The following is a 19,750-nucleotide window of genomic DNA, read 5'->3' as shown; positions in this document are numbered from 1 at the left end:
GTAAACTGGCTTATATTCCACCTAATTCTTCGATAGTACTTGCTTTTCGCTCAAAAGCTGGCTTTCCAAATCGCCATATGAAACATCCTGCACATGAATACCTTGATCGATTGCCAAAGAGGCGGCCAAGGCAGCACTCTGGCCGAGAATCATAAACACAGGTTCCATGCGGATACTGCCGAAGGCGATATGCGAACTGGAGAGGCAAACCGGTACTAAGAGGTTGGTACATTCTTCTTCTTTGGGCACCAACGAGCCATAGGATATTTGATAGGCCCCGCCTTTGGGCGACACCCCGATATCTCCCTCGTTTTGGACAAAACCATCATCCGTTACATAACGTTGCACATTATGCGAATCCAGGGCATAAGAGCCCATGCCAACAGGATCGATAATTTCACGTTCGCTAAAGGTGTCGTGCTCCGTCATCACGTATCGTCCTACCATACGGCGTGCCTCCCGGATATACAGCTGGTGTGGCCAGTTGCCATTGTCTGTAAACTCATCGGCAGCCAACCCCCATTGCGCCATCTCGGCACGCACATCCGCGGGTACCTTCTGGTCATTGGTCAAGAAGTACATCAATCCTTTTTGGTAATCCTCGTGCTCCTTGATAATCTCCCTTCTCCGCTCATAACTCGCTTCAGGATAATCATAATTCATTCCGATGAAATCGGTACTGAAGGGACCGTGGTTATTGGTATCCGTCTTTCGATTCGGAATGATATCGAATTTGTCAAACGTTTCCCGCCAGCCCGAAGCGAACACTCGCGCCAGCAATTCATAGTTTTCGGGATTGTAATTATCCGGCTTCGGAAAAGCGATCCGATTGTCGGGGTGATTGCTCAAGCACATGCGAAAACAATAGGCTTGTACGCGATGATCACCTTGTCCGTAATCGCCCGGAAATTCCGGCGAAACCCCGTAAAGTAAGCCACTGGCGCTATCGCCCGGCACTTTGTATGGACTGATATTGCTCGCGAACCAATGCCGGTGATGCAATACCCCTACCTGCACACCATTCCATTTTTCGTCATAGACATTGTTCGCTTCCCTTCCCACGTGGTAACTGACCCCAGCCGCGGCCATTAAATCACCTTCATACGTGGCGTCAATGAATACCTTTCCGCGATACGTATTGCCGTCCAGGGTAGTGATGGCAACGATACGATCTCCCGATTTTTCCACCCCTTTTTCCCGATTCAGCCACTCGTCCCGATGTACCTCAATGCCGTATTCCTTGATATAGTCTTCAAATACCTGCTCAGCTACATGCGGTTCGAATATCCACATCGTACGCGCATCGCCATCGATAGCCGGCGTTCCCTGCCCTTTATTGCCATAATCCTCACGCCGTTCCCAACGCCAGGTTGCACTATCGGCGTAATGCATATAAACCCGGTGGTAAAAATCGCGGGCAAGGCCACCAATAACCGATTTATCGCCCGTATCGGTAAAGCCGAGCCCACCGGAGGATAAGCCACCTAGATGCTTATCCGGTGAAACGACGACGACCGATTTACCGGATTGCTTAGCTTGAACCGCTGCGATCACCGCTGCCGATGTTCCTCCATAGATAACAATATCGACTTCGTGCGCGTTGTCCGTTGAGCTACAACTGCTGTTGATCAGCGATAAAACCGCTAATAAAAAAGAAAGGTACTTCATGGTTAATTTGGTTATCTGGATCATTTAGGCCTTCAGCGCTTCTCGGGCATACGCTACGCATCTGGCCACCTCTTTTACCGCGTCTGAACCCTCTGGGATGGGGTATTCCAGTTCGACGGTAGCCGGAAATTTATAATTACGCATGGCCATCAGCTGCAACGCTTCCGTAATCGGCGTATCCCCTTCCCCCCATGGTAGGTTGGCACCACCATTAGCCTTGGATTTGCGATCCTTAACGTGCATGCTCACGATGTGGCGGTGCTTCGCCTCGATAAAGGCAATCGGGTCATAGCCAGCGGCCACGTAATGGCCCATATCGAAATTGGCGGCATTGTATGCAGACTGCTCAATGGCGGCATCCCACATATCGAATGTCTGTTGCAAATGTCCGTGGTAGCCCACGTAGACTTTGTTTCGGGCCGCAATCGCTCCCAAGCGCTTGGTGTGCGCCGGATCTTTCGGAAACTCCACATTGGCTTGATTGGCACCAAGGGCTTTTGCTGCACGGAATGCATAGTCGATTTCCGCATCGGTATTATTCGTACCTAATGCACTGGGTTTATAACCATATATGGAGACGCCTGCATCATTATAGATTTTCCTGAGCTGCTCAAACTTAGTCATGGGAACCTGCGCGCGCCAATCGGCTAACGTACTGAGGTATGCCTTCCTTTCTCCGTTCTCTTCTTCACCATCGCCTGATTTTGCGGGTGGCTGGGGTGCCCCGGCAAACGCCTCGGCAGCAGGTCCCATCAGTTCCACAGCGCTGACGTTGGCTTCCAAGCAGTAGCTGAGTAGTTCCTCGGCACTACTGGGCATGGTCCGGAATGAATAGGTGATTACACCTACCTGTACCCCTTTGAATAAGGAGTTTGGTTTTCCCAGATTGCGGATATAGGCGGGCACGCCAAATGCACGCGAGGCAACGCCGATGCCGACGGCCGCAACGGAGGCCGAAGCTAAAAATCGACGACGGGAGAGTTTTCTTTCGCTCATCTTATAATCGTTTGATCATTGATATGTCAGTTTCCGGAATCCATTTTAAAAATCCTGGTAGTCCCATCCTTTACGGTAAGGTCTGCCTTTCAGCATATTCGCATAAGCGTTGTCAAACAACTCCTTTTTGGGGTTCCATCCAAGCGGTTGCTGCAATTCGTATGCAATATTGATGGCATTACAAACAGAAGCGGTACGATGTCCTACTTCCACGTCAGCAATGGGCTTGCTACGCTTTTTAATCGCGTCTATCCAATCTTGATAATGATTGTCTGAATGGTATACCAGTTTATCCGAAGCTTTCGGGGATTGCTTAGCCAACCCTACTGGCTCGGTGTTCAACGCTCCTCTTGAAACTTCGATTTTGCCCTCCGTGCCGACAAACTGAATGGCGTTGTGCTGTCCCCATGCTTTATGGTTGACCCGTACGCCGTTTGCGTACGTAAAATACAGCCCCTCTACTGAACCTGGCTGCTCTGGGGGCACAAACGAGACTGGACCAGAAGCATCCATGTCCAGTGCCCACTGCACGATGTCAAACATATGAGCCCCCCAGTCGGTAATGTATCCGCCACCAAAGCCGCGGTATCCCCGCCACCACGCCCATTTATCGTCTTCGATAGGCGGAGAAAGGGTTGGGTGGTACCCGCGATAAAGCGACGGTCCGATCCAGCGGTCCCAGTCGAGGTAGTCGGGTATTGGCATGGACGGCAAGTCGCATTGCTTTACGGGCTCACCTACCGCGACATTGATTTCTTTGATCTCGCCGATGTAGCCATTTTTCACTAAATCAGCCGCCTGCCTGAAATTGTACTGCGAGCGCTGCATGCTGCCGGTCTGTAGTACCCGCTTATATTTTTTTACCGCTTCCACCATGGCCCTGCCTTCATCAATGGTCAATGCCAGTGGCTTTTCGCAATAAATGTCTTTTCCACTTTTTGCGGCGTCGATCACGTTCATCGCATGCCAATGATCGGGTGTTGCTACCACTACGGCATCCACATCAGGCCGTGCTAGCAGTTCGCGGTAGTCACCGAAAGCAGGGACCGGATGGCCGGATTTAGTTGCGTTGAGCTGTGTCGCTTCTCCAACAAACTTTGCCAGTTTCTTGCGGTCTACATCACACGCAGCAACCACCATGGTTTCCTGCACTTTCCCGATGTTGCGCAATAGCGTATACACTTGTTTACCCGTGCCGATATAACCCAGGTTAATGCGGTCGCTCGGCGCGATGAACCCTGTTCCGCCCAGGACTTGGCGTGGCACGATCATAAAGCCTGCGGTAGCTACCGCGCTTGCCTTCAAAAAGTTTCGACGGGAATAACCTCCGCTTTTTTCGTTATTCATCATTGGTTTTGCAGTTTACAATTGATCGTCTGCAGGCACAAACAGCACGGCATTGGCAGCGACGACCCCTTCGGCCCCATCGGTGCTGAGCTCGACAAATACCTCGTCGGCTCCTTCCCCCACTGTCAACCCGCCAATGGAGACCCACGTACTCGAGGTTTGGCCCTTGATTTCTATCTTTGACAAATCTAAGATTTTTTCGGAAACCTGCTTACCATCAGAAATTTTAAAATTAAACTGCAACGCGCTTTTTGGCGCTTTAGGAAAATAAGTATAGACTTGATAACTGCCTGCCTTCAGGTTTTGTGCCGCAAACGTGGCGGTGCTTAAGCCGTCTTTGCTGTCCGCTTCGACATATGTGCGGCCATACCCCTTACTGTGGCCTTCCTTCCAGGTCCCAACGAATTGCACCGCACCCGAATCAGTGCTACTGACCAGCACATCGGGTTGCCTACCATCGGCTTTCGGGTTGGCTGCCAAAGTTGATTTGATGTCGTTCACATCTACTGCCTGTACATCGATATCCCCATCTATTGCATGGCACGCTGCCACCGCCGCAGACTGCCCCAATACCATAAATACCGGTTCCATTCGGATGGAACCAAAAGCGATGTGGCTGGCCGACAAGCACACGGGGACTAATAGATTCGTAACCTCATTGCGCTTGGGCACGATCGCACGGTAGGAAATCGGGAATGGCGGGAAACCACCAATTTCCACGTTACCTTCGTTCTTTACCATACCATTGACCACCAATCGATCGCAGTTGTGTGAATCCATCGTGTAGGCGGCGTAGCCCACCTCATCGTTTACCACTTTGTTGCCCTGGCAATGTTGTTGAGTCATCACCAGTTCACCAACCATCCGACGGGCTTCACGGATATAGAGCTGTGGGCTCCAGTGACCATCATTTACATATTCATCTTTGGGATACCCCCATTGTTGCATCTCCTTGCGGATAAACTCCGGCACGGATGGGTCGTTGCCCACGAAATACAGCAACCCTTTCGTGTAGTCTTCATGGGCTTTGATGATTTCCTGCCGACGCTGGTAACCAGCCTCCGGATAATCCCAGTTCATACCAATCATATCCGTGGAAAACCCATTGCGGTTATTGATATCCGTCTTGCCATTCGGCATCAGGCTCCAAATGAAAACATCATTCAATCCTTTCCAGGGTTGGATTTCCTTCTGCCGCCTCAACAATTCATAGCGCTTAGGATCGTAATTTTCCGGTTTGACGATCGGAATACGGTTTTCGGGCACATTGGTGAGCGTAATACGGTAGTTATAGGCCTGCACCTTCTCATCCCCTGTACCATCTGGCAATAATTCACCGTCACGTATCCCCCACAATAATCCGCTGCTCGGGTCGCCACGCTTCATATATGGGTCTATGCCATCGGGAAACTGGTGTCCGTTCATTAATTGCACCCCGTTGATGGTCTCGCCATATACGGTGTTGGCCTCTCGGCCAACGTGATAGGATACACCCGCTGCGGCAAACAGGTCGCCCTCATAGGTGCAATCCATATACACGTTTGCCTTTACCGTCAGTGTAGGCCTGCCCAGGTTTTCGGTCGACTGAAAACGAGCTTGGGTTATTTTCGTTCCTGTCTTCTCTACATCCAGCAGCAATTGCCCGAATTCGACCTCGGCATCGCAATCCTCCATATATTGATTAAAAATCGCTTCCGCTACTTTAGGTTCAAAAATCCATTGTTCAAACGCATTGTAGTGTTTTCCGATTTTCCGATAAAAATCTAGCGCTAGGCCGCTGACTACATATTTGTTGCCAATATCGGTTTGGCCAAGCCCACCCGAGCTCAAGCCTCCAAGCCGTTGGCCGGGTTCGATAAGTATAACGGATTTTCCTGCCTTAGCTGCTGTATAGGCGGCAATAACTCCGGCAGAAGTTCCACCGTAGATGCAGAGGTCGTAACTGGCCTCTCTGATCTGGGCAATACAAGACAAGGTTACGAAAACGGATAGCACCGTTTGCACACATATTTTTTTTATGATGCTCATGTTCATAAGTAATTATTGTTGTTTTATTATTGGTTATGTACTAGTTGAATCAGTCGCTCGTCGTGTCATTCCTATGCCGAATCATCCACCAATGATGAAAAGCACGGTACAATCCGCTGTTATCGATGCATTCGTCGACTGCACGGACAAGCCGGAATCCATCCCAGCAAGATAGTGAGCAACGAAAACCGCATAGCCACGCACTAATATCCCGGATTTTGATCTTCCTGGCCGATTGCAGGGTTGTTGTTAATTTCGTTCTCTGGTATTGGCCAAAGCAGACGTTCGTCGATCAGCGTTTTACCCACCGCGGCAAAAGCTTCTTTTGCTCTCCCTGTACGTTTTAGATCCCACCACCGCCGCCGTTCGATTAGAAATTCATAAGCGCGTTCCTGCAATACTGTATCTATGAACTGCTCTTCACTCATCCCCGCGCTGTAGTCGGCCGGCGACGGCACGTCGGGATCGTAGCCGTATGCCCTGCGTCGGATCATGTTCAGCCGCTCCAACGCCAAAGCCGATGGCGCCCCTTCCGCGCGGCAGGCAGCTTCAGCATAAAATAGCAGCGCCTCTGCATAGCGGTATATCGGCGCGCTGTACGTTCGCAATCCGGTGTTATCCGTAATAAATTTCTTGAAAAGAACGGGAGTCGTAGAAGGCAACGGTACCCATTCGCCAGCAGCATTCTGAGTGTGTGTATAAAGATTGAACGGTTTGCGCAAATCGTTTTCGTCCCAATCTTCACCAATAAATGAATTCATGTTCGGCACCCATGCAAAATAGCCTGAACTCGCGTAATTAAATGGAATGTTATTACCCATATGCAGGTAGTTCGTAATCTCAGACTGCCGAGTTTCGGAGTGGTGAACCGACATAATATCCTCTGAACTGGTATTGGCCGCGAAAATTTGATAAAAATCATCAGGTTGCTGCACGCTCACGAGTTGATATTTGCCACTGGAAATCACTTCATCCGCTTTGGCCGCCGCCGTCGCCCAATCACCAATCGTTAAGTATACATGAGCAAGGAGCATTTTCGCTGCTGATTTCGATGCCTGACCTGTGCCGCTAACCGCTTCGAGCAATCCTTGTTCCGCAGCCAATGCATCGGCAATGATGAGTTCATACACCTCATTTTCAGGCCGTCGGGGCGATTCCAACTCGGAGAGGTCGGTACTTTCCTTGGTCTTGATCGGAACGGGTCCAAATCCCCGCACCAGCTCGAAGTAGGCCAATGCACGGATAAAATGCGCCTCACCAACGATGCGGCTGCGCGCCGTTTCGCTGATGTCCGCTATCCCGGGTACGTTGTTTAATACTGCGTTTGCGCGGTTTACGGCCAGGTATAACCGTGACCATAAACTGGCCGTCCGACCGATGTTCTGCTGATCCAGCAGCTGGTCCATAAGCGAAATAGATGCTTGCGATCCTCTTCCATTCAGGTAGTCCCCATGGAGCTCACTCAATATATAGTTCTCTATGTTAAAAAATTCAGGACCCAGCGTATTGTAGGCACCGTTCAGCGCGCCCTGTGCGTCGGCCTCATTTGTATAATAATTGTTTCTTGCTACAAAGTCCTTCGGAATCTCGTCTAGCATGTCTTGGCAAGACGTCAAAAGTGTCGTAATAACGAGTATGGATATTCCTATTCTTTTCATTGTTGCTTTGCTTTAAAGAGTTAATCGTAAACCAATTGCATAAACTTTGGCATTGGGGTAGCCACTTTGATCGTGTCCCATCCGGAGACGATTGCCGACCTCCTGTGAATCATCGCCCCGCGTATTGATTTCCGGATCCAGGCCAGTGTAGTCCGTAAAGGTAAACAGGTTAGTTCCCGATACGTAGATCTGAATGGCGTTGCACCATGTAGCGCCCCATTTTGCCATAGGCAAATCATAACCCAAGCTGATATTTTTCACGCGCAGGTAGCTGCCGCTTTCAATAAACCGATCAGAGATATCCACACCACTAGCGGCACTGATCTTGGGGTATTTGGCATTCGGATCCGGATTTTCAATCGTCCAATAATTTCCGATGATGTCTCGGAACTGATTACTGCCGCGCTGAAAAGAATTCAGGTGCGTACCATTGGTCGCATTGAAAATCTCATTGCCCTGCACACCTTCCAAGAAAATATTCAGGTTGACTCCTTTGTAGGAGAGTGTCGAATTCAAGCTGTATATCCAGTCGGGCGTAGGATTCCCGAGAATCACCCGGTCTTGAGCATTGACCGTCCCGTCGCCATTGGTGTCTTTATATTTGATCAGTCCATTTTCGGTAAGCCCGTCTTCCCGGTAGCCGAAGAGAGCGCCCAGCGGCTCACCTTCACGGGCAATGTTCGTGCTGGACCATACTGCAGCTTGGCCAGCACTGTAAATATCACTTCCGCCCGCAATTTTCACGACTTCATTTTTATTGGACGCCAGCATGGCAGCCACGTTCCACTTCCAGTCACCAGTTAGTACATCTCCATTTACCCCCAACTCAAATCCTTGATTCTGGATTTCCCCGACGTTCTGAAACATAGATCCAAACCCTACGGAAGGTGGCAACGGAACCGAAGCCAACAGGTCTGTCGTATATTTCCAGTAATAGTCGGCTGTTACATTCAGGCGGCTATTCCAGAAACTGATATCCAAACCAACGTCGGTCTGCGCAGTTGTTTCCCATTTTAAGTCTTCATTGGCAATGCCATTAGGGACATAACCGACTATTTCTTCATTGTCGCCATAAATGGTGCGTACCGCTTCCATCCGGTCCAATGACTGATAGGGATCTAACGCGGTATTGCCCGTTACTCCATAGCTTGCCCGCAACTTCAGGTCGTTGACAACTGTCACATCTTCCATGAATGCTTCTTCTGAAATTCTCCACGCAACTGCTGCCGATGGAAATGCTGCCCACTTATTATTGTTTCCGAAACGGGAAGAGCCATCTGCCCGTAGGCTGGCGGTCAACAAATACTTACCCGCAAAAGAATAATTGGCACGGGCTAGCCAGGATGCCAGCACCCACTCCGAAATAGCTGATGTAGGTGGATTAATGGTCTCCGCAGCCGAAAGGTCATAATTTTCAGTGGTATTGCCCGGCAGACCGGACACCTGTGCCTCGAAATACCGGTTCCTGTTTGTTTGGTAGGTATAGCCGCCCAATACGGTCAACCGATGAATGTCATCGAAATCCTTCGTATAGGTCAGTGTATTTTCATTCAGGAAAGAGCTCCGGTAATCGGTGCGTTGCCTTGCATAGCCACGATCTGTTTCGAATATGATGGGCGTAAACTGATCGGCCAGCGAATTGGCGTATTCCAATCCGACCATTGAACGGAATACCAGATTTTCCGTCAATTTGACATCCAAGCCCGTATTACCAATCACGATATTGCCTAAGGTCGTGGTTTTGTCTTCCGCAAAAATCAGCGGGTTGCGCATATCGGACGAGCCAAAACTGTAAAACCGCTCAATCTGCGTAGGGAGTCCGTTTTCATCGTATACCGGCAGCGTTGGGGGCGCCGAGGCAGCACCCGATAATACAGAGCCTCCACCCCGGTAGCCGTTATTGACCGGTACTACAAGCTGCTCCCGCCGCGAAAGGTTGAGATTTACATTGAAACGCAACCAATTTTTGATATCATGCCCGAGATTAACACGTGCCGATCCGCGCTTCACGCCCGAATTGATTAAGATTCCGTCCTGTCCGTAGTAATTGCCGGATACAGAATACTGCGTCTTTTCCGAGCCCCCTGAGAATGTGAGCGTATGATCCTGAATCGGCGCAGTACGTAGCACCGCATCCTGCCAATCGGTACCTGGATTTTCCACCTCATCAACATTGAAGTAGGGTTCCTGGCCACCATTTCTCAACCATTCATTTGCAATTATGGCATATTCCTTGGCATTAAGCAAGTCGTAGCGCTTGGTTTCCTGCTGAATGCCGTAAAAGCTATTCAGTTCTATGCGACCCGCTTGCCCTGCCTTCCCTTTTTTGGAGGTGATGATCACCACACCATTGGCACCTCGGGCTCCATAAATAGCCGTAGCGGACGCATCTTTCAGAATATCGATGGATTCGATATCCGCGGGGTTGAGAAAATTAATTCCGCCAGTTACGGGAAAGCCGTCTACGACATACAGCGGCTGATTACTGCCGATCATCGAATTTCCACCACGCACGCGGACTTCTATCCTGCCTCCTGGCTGCCCAGAGTTCTGCGTGACCTGCACACCCGCCGCACGCCCCTTCAGCGCCTGCTCCATATTGTAAACCGGTACTGCTTGGATATCCTCCGACTTAATTTGCGCCACAGATCCGGTCAAGTCCGATTTACGCATGGTGCCATACCCGACCACCACCACTTCCTCCAGGTCGCTGACAGCGGCCCTCATCGTTACATTAATGATAGAAAGCCCATTTATCGGCCGCTCCACAGCATCGAAGCCAACCATGGTGAATACCAGTGTACCGGCTCTATTGGGCACCTCAATCGTGTAGGCTCCTTGCTCGTTAGCAGTAACAGCTGCTGATGCCCCCTTAACTGTCACAGTAGCTCCCGCCAGTGGACTACCGGTCTCATCTTTTACCGCGCCGGTTACCGTTAATTGTTGGGTGTCAGGGCTTACCGCTATTTTCTTTTTTGACTGTTCATTTCTCGTCCGTGAAATGATAATCGTTTCGTCCTCCAGCGTCCAAGTAAACGGCAGTCCGTCCAGTAGGATATTCATAGCTGTTTTCAATTCAGCGTCTGCAATATTTGCATCGACACGTGTATAAGCCACATCCTTGCCGCTAAAGAAAAACAAGTAGCCTGTTTGGGCTTGTACATTCTCCATCGCATCATTTAGGGATATGTTACTCGCTTTCATCGTGATGCGTTGTGCATAGCCGGTTGCGGCGGCTTGCAAAACGGTCAAGAATGTCAGAAAAATTGCCAATTTCATAATTAGCAGTAATTGGTAAGTCAAAGGTTTATACCAACCTCTAACACATGGATAAAAATTCATATGTTTGTACTGTTTGGATGTTTTCTAAATGGTTATATTGATGCTGGTTTCTACCAGCTTCTGTATACGGATCCAACATTTGACCGGATAGTGTCGCGACCACTATTCGGTTTTTTTACGGACCCGTATTCACTTACTTAAGTCGGTGTTTCGTTCATACGTTCTTCAATTTAATGGGTTAATGATGGTTATTTATAAACAGTTTTAAATTAAGGAAGCACGATCAGTCGGTTTTTGCCCTCCACGTTTGCAATCCTAAAATTCAGTCCACTTTTTTGCAGTATTTTCAATACGTTGCTTAAGCTGTTATCCCGTCTAATTCTTCCAAAAAAATACGTTGCAGGTACGTTCCCGTCATATGTCACCTCCAAGTCGTACCAGCGACTCAGCTGAGTCATCGCATCTTGCAAACTCGTCTCCTGAAAGCTGAATAGACCGTTTTTCCAATCAATATAGGTATCGACATCTACTTCTTTCACGGACAGCACAGTGCCGCGGAGCGTGGCTTGTTGATTTGGGCGCAATAGCCTCGAATCCCGTTGTCCTGCAGACGCCACCTGAACGCTCCCTACCACCAACGTGGTTTTCGTTTCTTCATCATCCAAATACGCTGAAATATTGAATCGCGTACCTAGGACTTCTACAATCTGCCTTTGAGTGCGCACCAAGAAGGGGATCTTTTGTTCACTGATCTCAAAATATGCTTCCCCTTCTAATTCTACGACACGCTCCTTACTATCGAATCGAGATGGATATCTCAATGTAGATGCCGAATTAAGCCACACCCTCGATCCATCGGGTAGTGTAATTTGATATTGGCCGCCTTTCGGGGTTGTAAGTTGTAAATCTTCGACCGCCAATGCCGTTTGCTCATCTTCTTGCCCCAGCTCCTTGTCCGCGACACCTTGTTCCAATACTAATGTACCGTTATCATATGTAATTTCATCTCCGACCACGATACCTTCCTGATTTGCGTTCAACTCCACGGTTCGTCCATCGGCCAAGGTGAGCGTGGCCCGGTTACCACCGGGCAATACTTCGCCACCGTATTTGCTGGTTGCTTGTACGACTTGCTGCCTATTTTTCTCCATCAGAAAATACCCAAGAGTACCTAAAGACAGAAACGCGACCAGGACAGCTGCAACAGTTCGCCATTTCCTAAGGTGCAAGGTAAGGATGGGGGCTTCTATTGAATGCTGCTGTGATATTTCCTTGGAGAGCCGGTCGCCCACCCGCTCCGTGAATGCCGTCACTTGCGGTCCAAGCAGCGGATTGGCGTTTTCCTCATCAAACAATGCATTTTGAATCAACCGCCTTAACGTTCCTTCATCGGCGTCTACGCCAAATCGCTGAAATAGCGATTCGATTTCTGCCGGCGTACATGCGCCAGATAGGTATTTTTCAAATAAAACATCGCTGTCTCCTGGATTACCCATAGCATTTATAACGTGGTTATTTTATGCTATTACGGATGGCAGAAAAAAAATCACGGCTGTGATTTCATTTTTTTTATTTTTCCAGGAAGAAACTGACTAGCAGGCCTGTTAATTGCATAACCGGTATGCGGTGAATATTGGCTTTTAGGCATTCCATGGCCTTTTGTATGTGGTCGTTGACCGTCGTGGTCGATATTCCGAATTCCTCAGCGACTTCCTTATAACTCTTTCCTTCAAGCTTGCAGGCCACGAATATTTTCTTGCGCTGGCTCGGCAATTGGGCAAGTAATCGCTCTAAAAAAGCGATGTTTTCTTTTTTTAACAGCGATTCCTCCACGTGGGTATAAAGCTCCGTGTTTGCCGCGATAATTTCCTGGAGAATCTCCTTCTCCCTCGCCGCTCTCCGAAAGAAATCATACGCCATGTTCTCGGCAATGCGATAAAGGTATGCCTTAAAGGATCGCGTAGGATCAATGGCTGCACGATGCTCCCATACCTTCATAAATACATCCTGCAATAACTCTTCTGCAAGTACTTCCGACTTCAACAGGCGGAGCAGACTGTATCCCAACCGAGCCTTATACCGGTCATAAATCTGTCCGAAAGCCAGATCGTCACCATCTCTCAGTCGAAGCAGCAACTGCACTTCATCCACCGAAGCAAGAATATCTGGCATGCATTGGCTTTATAATTCAGAGGCAAAAGTAATGCATATCCCGGGAGAAACAAAAAACCTGAAATACCACCGCTCACCCCACGTCCCTTTTCTTAACCTAGGTCAATGCCATACACGGCCATCTTGCTTACTTTTGTGGTCAAACAAGGAGGAAACATGGAATTAGGAATTAGTATGTTTGGGGATAATCGGATGGATCTTGCCACCGGCAAATTCAGGCCTGCCGGCGAGCGGCTGACCGAACTTCTCGAAGAAATCAAACTGATGGATGAAGTAGGACTGGACTATTTTGGCATCGGCGAACATCACCGCCCGGACTACGTTGTTTCCAGTCCGGAAATCATATTGGCCGCTGCAGCCACGATTACCAAGCGCATCAAGCTGGGGAGCGCTGTATCCGTGATCAGCTCGGCCGACCCGGTGAAGCTGTACCAGAATTTTGCCACGATCGACCTCCTATCGGGCGGACGGGCAGAACTCATGGCCGGAAGGGGTAGCTTTATTGAATCTTTTCCACTTTTCGGTTATAACCTACAGGACTATGATGCACTATTCGCCGAGAAATTGGATTTACTACTCGCTATCAACAAAAACGACCGCGTAACGTGGAATGGGAAATTCAGAGCGTCGCTTGACGACCAACAGGTGCTACCGAGGGCGGTAAACAACGACCTTTCCATTTGGATAGCCGTCGGCGGAACACCGCAATCCGTTGTCAGAGCAGGCAAACTGGGCCTACCGTTGATGATTGCTATCATCGGCGGCTCGCCCGCACAGTTCAAACCCCTCTTCGAATTATACAAGAAAACCTACCTGGAGCATGGCCATGATCCGTCACAACTCCGAGTTGGTATCCATTCACACGCCCTTTTCGGTGATGACGATGCGGTGCTAAGCAAGGAGTACTATCCATTATATGCAGCTCAGATGGATCGGGTGGGCAGGTCGCGGGGCTGGCCGCCCTACCAACGCACGCAATTTGACTTCGGGAAATCCAAAAACGGGGCCCTATTCATCGGGGAACCCGAGGCGATGGTCGAAAAAATCCTATATATGCAGGAGCAATTTGGGCTCACCCGGTTTGCAGCACATATGGATATGGGCGCGCCTTCTCATAAAATGCTAATGAAATCCATCGAAATCTACGGCACCAAAATCGCTCCCAAAATACGGACTGCGCTCGGTGAGAATTAATAGGTAAACAGGGGCAGTTGCCCCTGTTATTCGTTTGTGCGGCGCTGGTTCGCCCGCAGACGAGCTAGCATCTCCTCCCAAGGACGCACTTGGTGTGTCCGGGCCCATTCTTCCCAACCAGCGACGAATGAGGCCAAGCGGTCCGGCTCTTTCCCACTCAGGTCATTTAATTCGGTTCTATCTTTCGACAAATCATAAAGCTCCCATTTTTCGGGCTTGTTTTCCTCCCATTTCATCACCGCTTTGTAGTTGCCCAAACGTACGGCCTTATTCCCCTCATGCTCCCAGAATATCGGTTGGTCATGAATAGGCGCGTTGCTTCCTTTCAACAACGGAAGGAAACTTTCACCAACCATTGAAGGCACCGGCTTGCCCTTTCGCGCTGATGGATAGGATGCACCCGAGATATCAGCGAAAGTTGCCATGATATCGGGGAGAAAGCCATATTCGTTGATCAGTGTCCCCCGGAGCGAAGCGGAGATCCCTGCCGGCCAATGCGCAATGAGCGGCGACGAAATGCCGCCTTCGTGCACCCAATGCTTGTACTCCCGGTACGGTGTATTGGATGCATTAGCCCAACTTTGGCCATACGTCAGGAAATACCCCGCTTTTGTTTCCAGTTGCTCGGACTTACCTCCTCCCAGCATCCCCCCTTCCGCACAGGCCCCGTTATCATTGATAAAGACAATCAACGTATTCTCGAACAGCCCGTTCGTCTTCAGGTAGTCGACCAAACGGCCGATGTTGCGGTCCATCTGGTCGACTTGTGCAGCGTAAATGGCGCGCCGGAGCGCCAAATCCGCCCGCTTTTCCGAACTCAATGTATCCCAATCCAGCCCATCAGCGGGACTTAATCGCCAAGATGGATCAACCAAGCCCAATTCGATCATTTTCTCGTACCGCTCGCCTCGTATGGCTTCCCATCCCTGATGATACCGCTCGCGGTACTTGTCGATAACCGATTTCGGCGCCTGTAAGGGCCAATGGGGCGCCGTATAGGCTAAATAGAGGAAAAAAGGCGACCGCTCGTTTGCCTCCTGTCCTTCATTGATGAAACGGATGGCATAGTCGGTAAACGCATCTGTCGTGTAATACGTTGAATCCTGCACATCCACCGGGTCATTGTCCAATGTAATTCCCCTCGGATACACGGGTTGAAAGTAATTGCTGGCTCCGTCCAAGATACCATAGAACCGATCGAATCCCCGCTGCAATGGCCATTGTTCACGGTGCTCCATCCCCAAATGCCATTTGCCGGTCATCAACGTGCGGTAGCCCGCTGTCTTAAGTACCTCGGCCAACGTGTTCGTTTGTTGGCTGAGTTCTCCGCGGTATCCGGGTACGTCATAATCATGGACTTCGAAGTTTTCGGACGGATTGGTCATGTGCCCGATTCCGGTTTGATGCGGATATAACCCGCTGATCAACGACGCTCTTGTCGGACAACACCGCGCACCATTGTAAAATTGGGTGAATCTCACCCCGCTTTCGGCCAAACCGTCCAACACCGGTGTTTCGATTTCACCACCATAACAACCAATGTCCGAATAGCCCATATCGTCCGACATGATCAGGATAATATTTGGCTTACCGGGCTCCGTTTGATCCTGACAGGATACCGCCGTGCATATCGTCAGTAGATAGCTTATTAGCGCTTTAAAACGTATCATCGGTTAATGTTAATTTGCTTTCTTTTACCATGGTTACCTGCTCGCTTTGCACGGGCCTAAGGACGACATCGTCTATCCAAAACTCGGTATCCTCACTAGGTCCTTCAAAATAGAAGGCCAGCCGGTATTGCCCATCCGCGGGCAACGGTCCGGATACAAACTGTGTTTGTTTCGGATTCGTCTCTACCGCGATTTCTTCATCCGTCAGTGGTGCCCCGCCTGGACCGACCTGTTCCAGTCGCAAGTAGCAGCCCGATTGCTTGGTGGCGACAGCGGTCATTCCGACCTCAAAACGTTCTCCCTTTTTACCGGGGAAAGGCCAGGACAATATCATGTCGGCTGATTCCGTGTCAGCGTTCGTTATCGCCACATACGCTGATTTGGAACCTGTAAGCTTCCCGGTTGTATCGATGGAAACGGTTGCACCGGCACCTGCGGGGGTTTTCCAGCCGCCGAGGTTGTCATCGAACCCGCCGTTGATAACTCTTCGGTATGTCTGCGCCCGGAGTCCATAATTGCGGGTATCTAACGGGAATGCGCCAATCTGCATCGCCCAGACCTGCCATTCCGCATACATGCGCTTTACCCGTTTGGGTTCGCTAATAGCTAGATCCGTCAATTCAATCGGGTCATCCTCCAAGTTGTATAAATGGAGATCCTGCGGGTCAAAGGACTCCCCTTCGGGGGTCTTGGCGACCAGCTTCCATTTTCCATCGCGCATCGCGATGTTTGCTTCATGCTCCCAGAAGATTTTACCCCGATGGTTATCGAGGCCCGCAAAATGCGGCGCGAGACTCTTGCCTTCCATCGGTTGAATGGTCTTACCGTTCATTTCCGACGGATAGGTTGCTCCCGAGACATCGACACAGGTCGGCATGATGTCTGTCAAGTGGCCATACCGGCTGACCAACGTATTGTGGAGTTCCATATCCACCCCCTTCGGCCAGTGTACAATCAGCGGTGTAGCAATACCTCCCTCGTACGTATAGTGTTTATACTCCTTGAAGGGTGTACTGCTCAAATTCGCCCAATTTATCCGATAGCTTTCAAACGTATCTTCTTTTCCGTCTGCCGCTTTACGTTTACCGCTGCTTATAAATTCTGCGCAGGCGCCATTGTCACTCAGGAAAATGAACAACGTGTTGTCCAACTGGCCTTCCGACTCCAACGTCTGGATGATTCGGCCAATACCCTGATCCATATTATCGATCTGAGCGGCATAGGTTGCCATGCGCATTGCCATATCTTCCTTTTGGTCTGCAGATAATCCATCCCACGCGGGTACGGTGGCGTCCCGCGCGGAAAGTGTTGCAGTGGCCGGAAACAAGCCGATTTGTTGCTGTTTCTCGAAACGCTGCACGCGCAGCTTATCCCAGCCTGCTTGATAAACATGTTTATACTTGTCAATGTCCTGCTGCAAGGCGTGCAACGGCCAATGCGGGGCGGTATAGGCTACGTACATAAACAGGGGTTTATCCGGATGCTTTGTGAAGTGATCACCGATGTATTGGACACTTGTATCGCTGATGGCATCAGTGAGGTAAAAATCCTCAGGTGCTTTATACCGCTGGTTCCCACTGTACACGACGGGCGTAAAATAATTGGCTCCGCCGGGTACAATCCCGAAATAGCGGTCAAACCCACGTTGCAAAGGCCAATTATCTGTGACCATCCCGTCAATTTTCCGTTCGTTGGTTAAATGCCATTTCCCGGTCATATACGTGCGGTAGCCGGCCATTCGCAATACTTCGGCAATCGTAACCGCCTTGTCATTCAGATTACCCTGATAAGGCGGCGTACCCAGATCTGCAGCAGCCATCCAACCCATGCCGGCTTGGTGGGGATAAAGTCCGCTAATTAAGGACGCACGCGTGGGGCAGCATCGGGCGGCATTATAAAACTGTTTGTACCGTATTCCGTCGGCCGCGAGGCGATCAAGATTGGGCGTCTGTACTTCGCCTCCGTAACAACCGATATCCGAGTACCCCAAATCGTCGGCCATAACCAATACAATATGGGGACGTTTACTTCCACTCGCTTGCTGCGATTGTACAGGTAAGCACCAGACTTGTCCTACCAAGATCACAAAAAAAAGAACCCGCCCAGAAAAATCCATAGTTCGTATATTAGTTTACGTAAGTTTAACACATCAAATTTAACTATCAAACGTTAGCACCAGCACAAATGGGCCGGTCTTCCGGTGGTTCGGAACACTCAGTATCCCGGATTTTGTTCCAACAGTGGGTTCGCGTCAAGTGCCGATTGCGGAATGGGATACAGTGTGCGGTATTCCTCTGCATTTTCTACCCCCCGCTTTCGGGCAAATTCAACAAATTTACCCATCCGGATGAGGTCGGTTCTCCGGTGCCCCTCCTCATAGAACTCCCATGCACGTTCTTGCACGATGTGGTCCCTTAACGCTTCCTTCGTAGCAAAGTCCGTCACGGATAAATCGTGCACATCTGCACGTGCCCGCACTTGGTTGATGAGATTGATTGCATCCTCGCTCGGGCCGTTCAGCTCATTTAATGCCTCTGCCCTAGCCAGTAAGATATCCGCATACCGGATTTCCGGTAAGTCATTTCCGTGCCGATTGCCTTGTGCATTTATGTCGGGCCAGAACCGGAACGAACGAATGTTATCTTCCGCATCGTTCAACAGGTCGACAGTTACTCCCCGGTCATTTACATACGTCGTCAGAATGGGTTCCCGGCGCTTGTCCTCCGGGTCAAAAGAATGGTAAAAACTTTCGCGGAGTCGATGCTGGGTACCGTGGTTTTCCCAAGAAGTATTGACGACGTTCTTTTCGGGCCATGCTGCGAAGCCGGGGGGGAACGCTCCTTCCATGTAATTGAGCGCAGGACCGTCCGGGCTCAGCGGCGTGACTAAAATCATCTCGCTGTTGCCGTCGTTTTCGCCCTTTAACAAATCCTCGAAGGACGGGAAAAGCCGATATTTGTCCATGTCGATTACGTCTTGGCAAGCTGCGGCGGCCTTCTCCCATTGTTTGTTGTTGAGATAGAATTTGGCCAGCAGCGCCTTGGCTCCGCCACTCGTGACTCGACCATATTGGGCCTCCGCGCCTGGTTCCGGCAAGTCCGGAATTACCGCCAGAAGCTCCGTCTCGATAAATTGAAGCATCTCCTCCCGGCTAGCTTTGGCCATTTCCGCCGGATCATCAATACTGGTCCGGAGTGGCGTGGCACCAAAATAAATGTAAAGCCGGTAATAGGCCCAAGCCCTTATAAACCTGGCTTCAGCAGTAAGGCTCGCCTTTTTATTATCGGCAATTCCGGTTACCAAATCCAGATTACCCAAGATAATGTTAGCATCCCGAATGGCATCATAATGTCGACGATAAGCACCGATAAACTGGTCCTGGGAGGCATCCCATGTCCAATTCATAATTGTTAAGGCGGTCCTGTTCTCTACGCCGCCGGTTTGCCAAGAAAGATCCGCCGGCCACCCCTCAAAGCGGGTTAGCCTGAATTTGACATTGTTCCATACCATATTCCCATAGGCGGAAACCAGCACCTTCTCGATACCATTCACGGTGGTTAGTACATCGCTGGGATCCAGTTCCGAATACGGTTGCTCTTCAAGCATGTCTTCACAACTTGTAAATATGGAGCACAACAATAGCATAAACGGGATAAAATGTCTTGTGTTCATGGTCGTTAAATTATTTTCAATCGCCCCAGAATCTTTATTGCCGGAGTGAATTCTATCGTTATT

General features: G+C 49.9%; 12 protein-coding genes. 1 reads left to right on the top strand and 11 read right to left on the bottom strand.

Annotated features, from left to right (window positions below):
- Positions 1–21 precede the first annotated feature (21 nt).
- From IEV98_RS09965 to IEV98_RS09930, 8 genes are all read right to left on the bottom strand, one after another.
- Positions 22–1,668, bottom strand: a complete 1,647-nt coding sequence (locus IEV98_RS09965; RefSeq protein ID WP_188505692.1) for an FAD-dependent oxidoreductase — start codon at positions 1,666–1,668, stop codon at positions 22–24.
- A gap of 24 nt (positions 1,669–1,692) precedes the next feature.
- The gene (locus IEV98_RS09960; RefSeq protein WP_188505691.1) at positions 1,693–2,664 is read right to left on the bottom strand and encodes a sugar phosphate isomerase/epimerase family protein; all 972 of its coding nucleotides are present in this window, start codon (positions 2,662–2,664) and stop codon (positions 1,693–1,695) included.
- Between the two features lie 45 nt (positions 2,665–2,709).
- The gene (locus IEV98_RS09955) at positions 2,710–4,014 is read right to left on the bottom strand and encodes a Gfo/Idh/MocA family oxidoreductase (RefSeq protein ID WP_229738656.1); all 1,305 of its coding nucleotides are present in this window, start codon (positions 4,012–4,014) and stop codon (positions 2,710–2,712) included.
- 12 nt (positions 4,015–4,026) lie between these two features.
- On the bottom strand, positions 4,027–6,039 hold the full coding sequence (locus IEV98_RS09950) for an FAD-dependent oxidoreductase (protein WP_188505690.1): 2,013 nt from the start codon (positions 6,037–6,039) through the stop codon (positions 4,027–4,029).
- 203 nt (positions 6,040–6,242) lie between these two features.
- Complete coding sequence (locus IEV98_RS09945) at positions 6,243–7,697, bottom strand: RagB/SusD family nutrient uptake outer membrane protein (protein WP_188505689.1); 1,455 nt, start codon at positions 7,695–7,697, stop codon at positions 6,243–6,245.
- Between the two features lie 12 nt (positions 7,698–7,709).
- On the bottom strand, positions 7,710–10,976 hold the full coding sequence (locus IEV98_RS09940; RefSeq protein ID WP_188505688.1) for a SusC/RagA family TonB-linked outer membrane protein: 3,267 nt from the start codon (positions 10,974–10,976) through the stop codon (positions 7,710–7,712).
- Between the two features lie 272 nt (positions 10,977–11,248).
- Positions 11,249–12,475: a FecR family protein gene (locus IEV98_RS09935; protein ID WP_188505687.1), complete on the bottom strand. Its 1,227-nt coding sequence runs from the start codon at positions 12,473–12,475 to the stop codon at positions 11,249–11,251.
- Positions 12,476–12,548: 73 nt separating this feature from the next.
- Entirely contained in the window at positions 12,549–13,151 is a 603-nt protein-coding gene (locus IEV98_RS09930; RefSeq protein WP_188505686.1) for an RNA polymerase sigma factor, read from the bottom strand.
- 156 nt (positions 13,152–13,307) lie between these two features.
- On the opposite strand from IEV98_RS09930, the gene IEV98_RS09925 reads away from it, so the two are divergent.
- Entirely contained in the window at positions 13,308–14,345 is a 1,038-nt protein-coding gene (locus tag IEV98_RS09925) for an LLM class flavin-dependent oxidoreductase (RefSeq protein ID WP_188505685.1), read from the top strand.
- 26 nt (positions 14,346–14,371) lie between these two features.
- Here IEV98_RS09925 and IEV98_RS09920 read toward each other — a convergent pair whose 3' ends face one another.
- From IEV98_RS09920 to IEV98_RS09910, 3 genes are all read right to left on the bottom strand, one after another.
- Positions 14,372–16,015 (bottom strand): arylsulfatase, encoded by a 1,644-nt coding sequence (locus IEV98_RS09920; RefSeq protein WP_188505684.1) that lies wholly within the window; start codon positions 16,013–16,015, stop codon positions 14,372–14,374.
- Positions 16,002–18,131, bottom strand: a complete 2,130-nt coding sequence (locus IEV98_RS09915) for an arylsulfatase (protein ID WP_188505683.1) — start codon at positions 18,129–18,131, stop codon at positions 16,002–16,004. The genes IEV98_RS09920 and IEV98_RS09915 overlap by 14 nt, the downstream gene beginning before the upstream one ends.
- 98 nt (positions 18,132–18,229) lie before the next feature.
- A complete protein-coding gene (locus tag IEV98_RS09910) occupies positions 18,230–19,687 on the bottom strand; it encodes a RagB/SusD family nutrient uptake outer membrane protein (protein ID WP_188505682.1) in 1,458 nt (485 codons plus the stop codon).
- Between the last annotated feature and the right edge of the window lie 63 nt (positions 19,688–19,750).

The sequence above is a fragment of the Parapedobacter pyrenivorans genome (genome assembly GCF_014636865.1).
GTDB lineage: Bacteria > Bacteroidota > Bacteroidia > Sphingobacteriales > Sphingobacteriaceae > Parapedobacter > Parapedobacter pyrenivorans.
The sequence above is the reverse complement of the archived record's forward strand: the minus strand, read 5'-3'. Positions and strand labels throughout refer to the sequence as shown.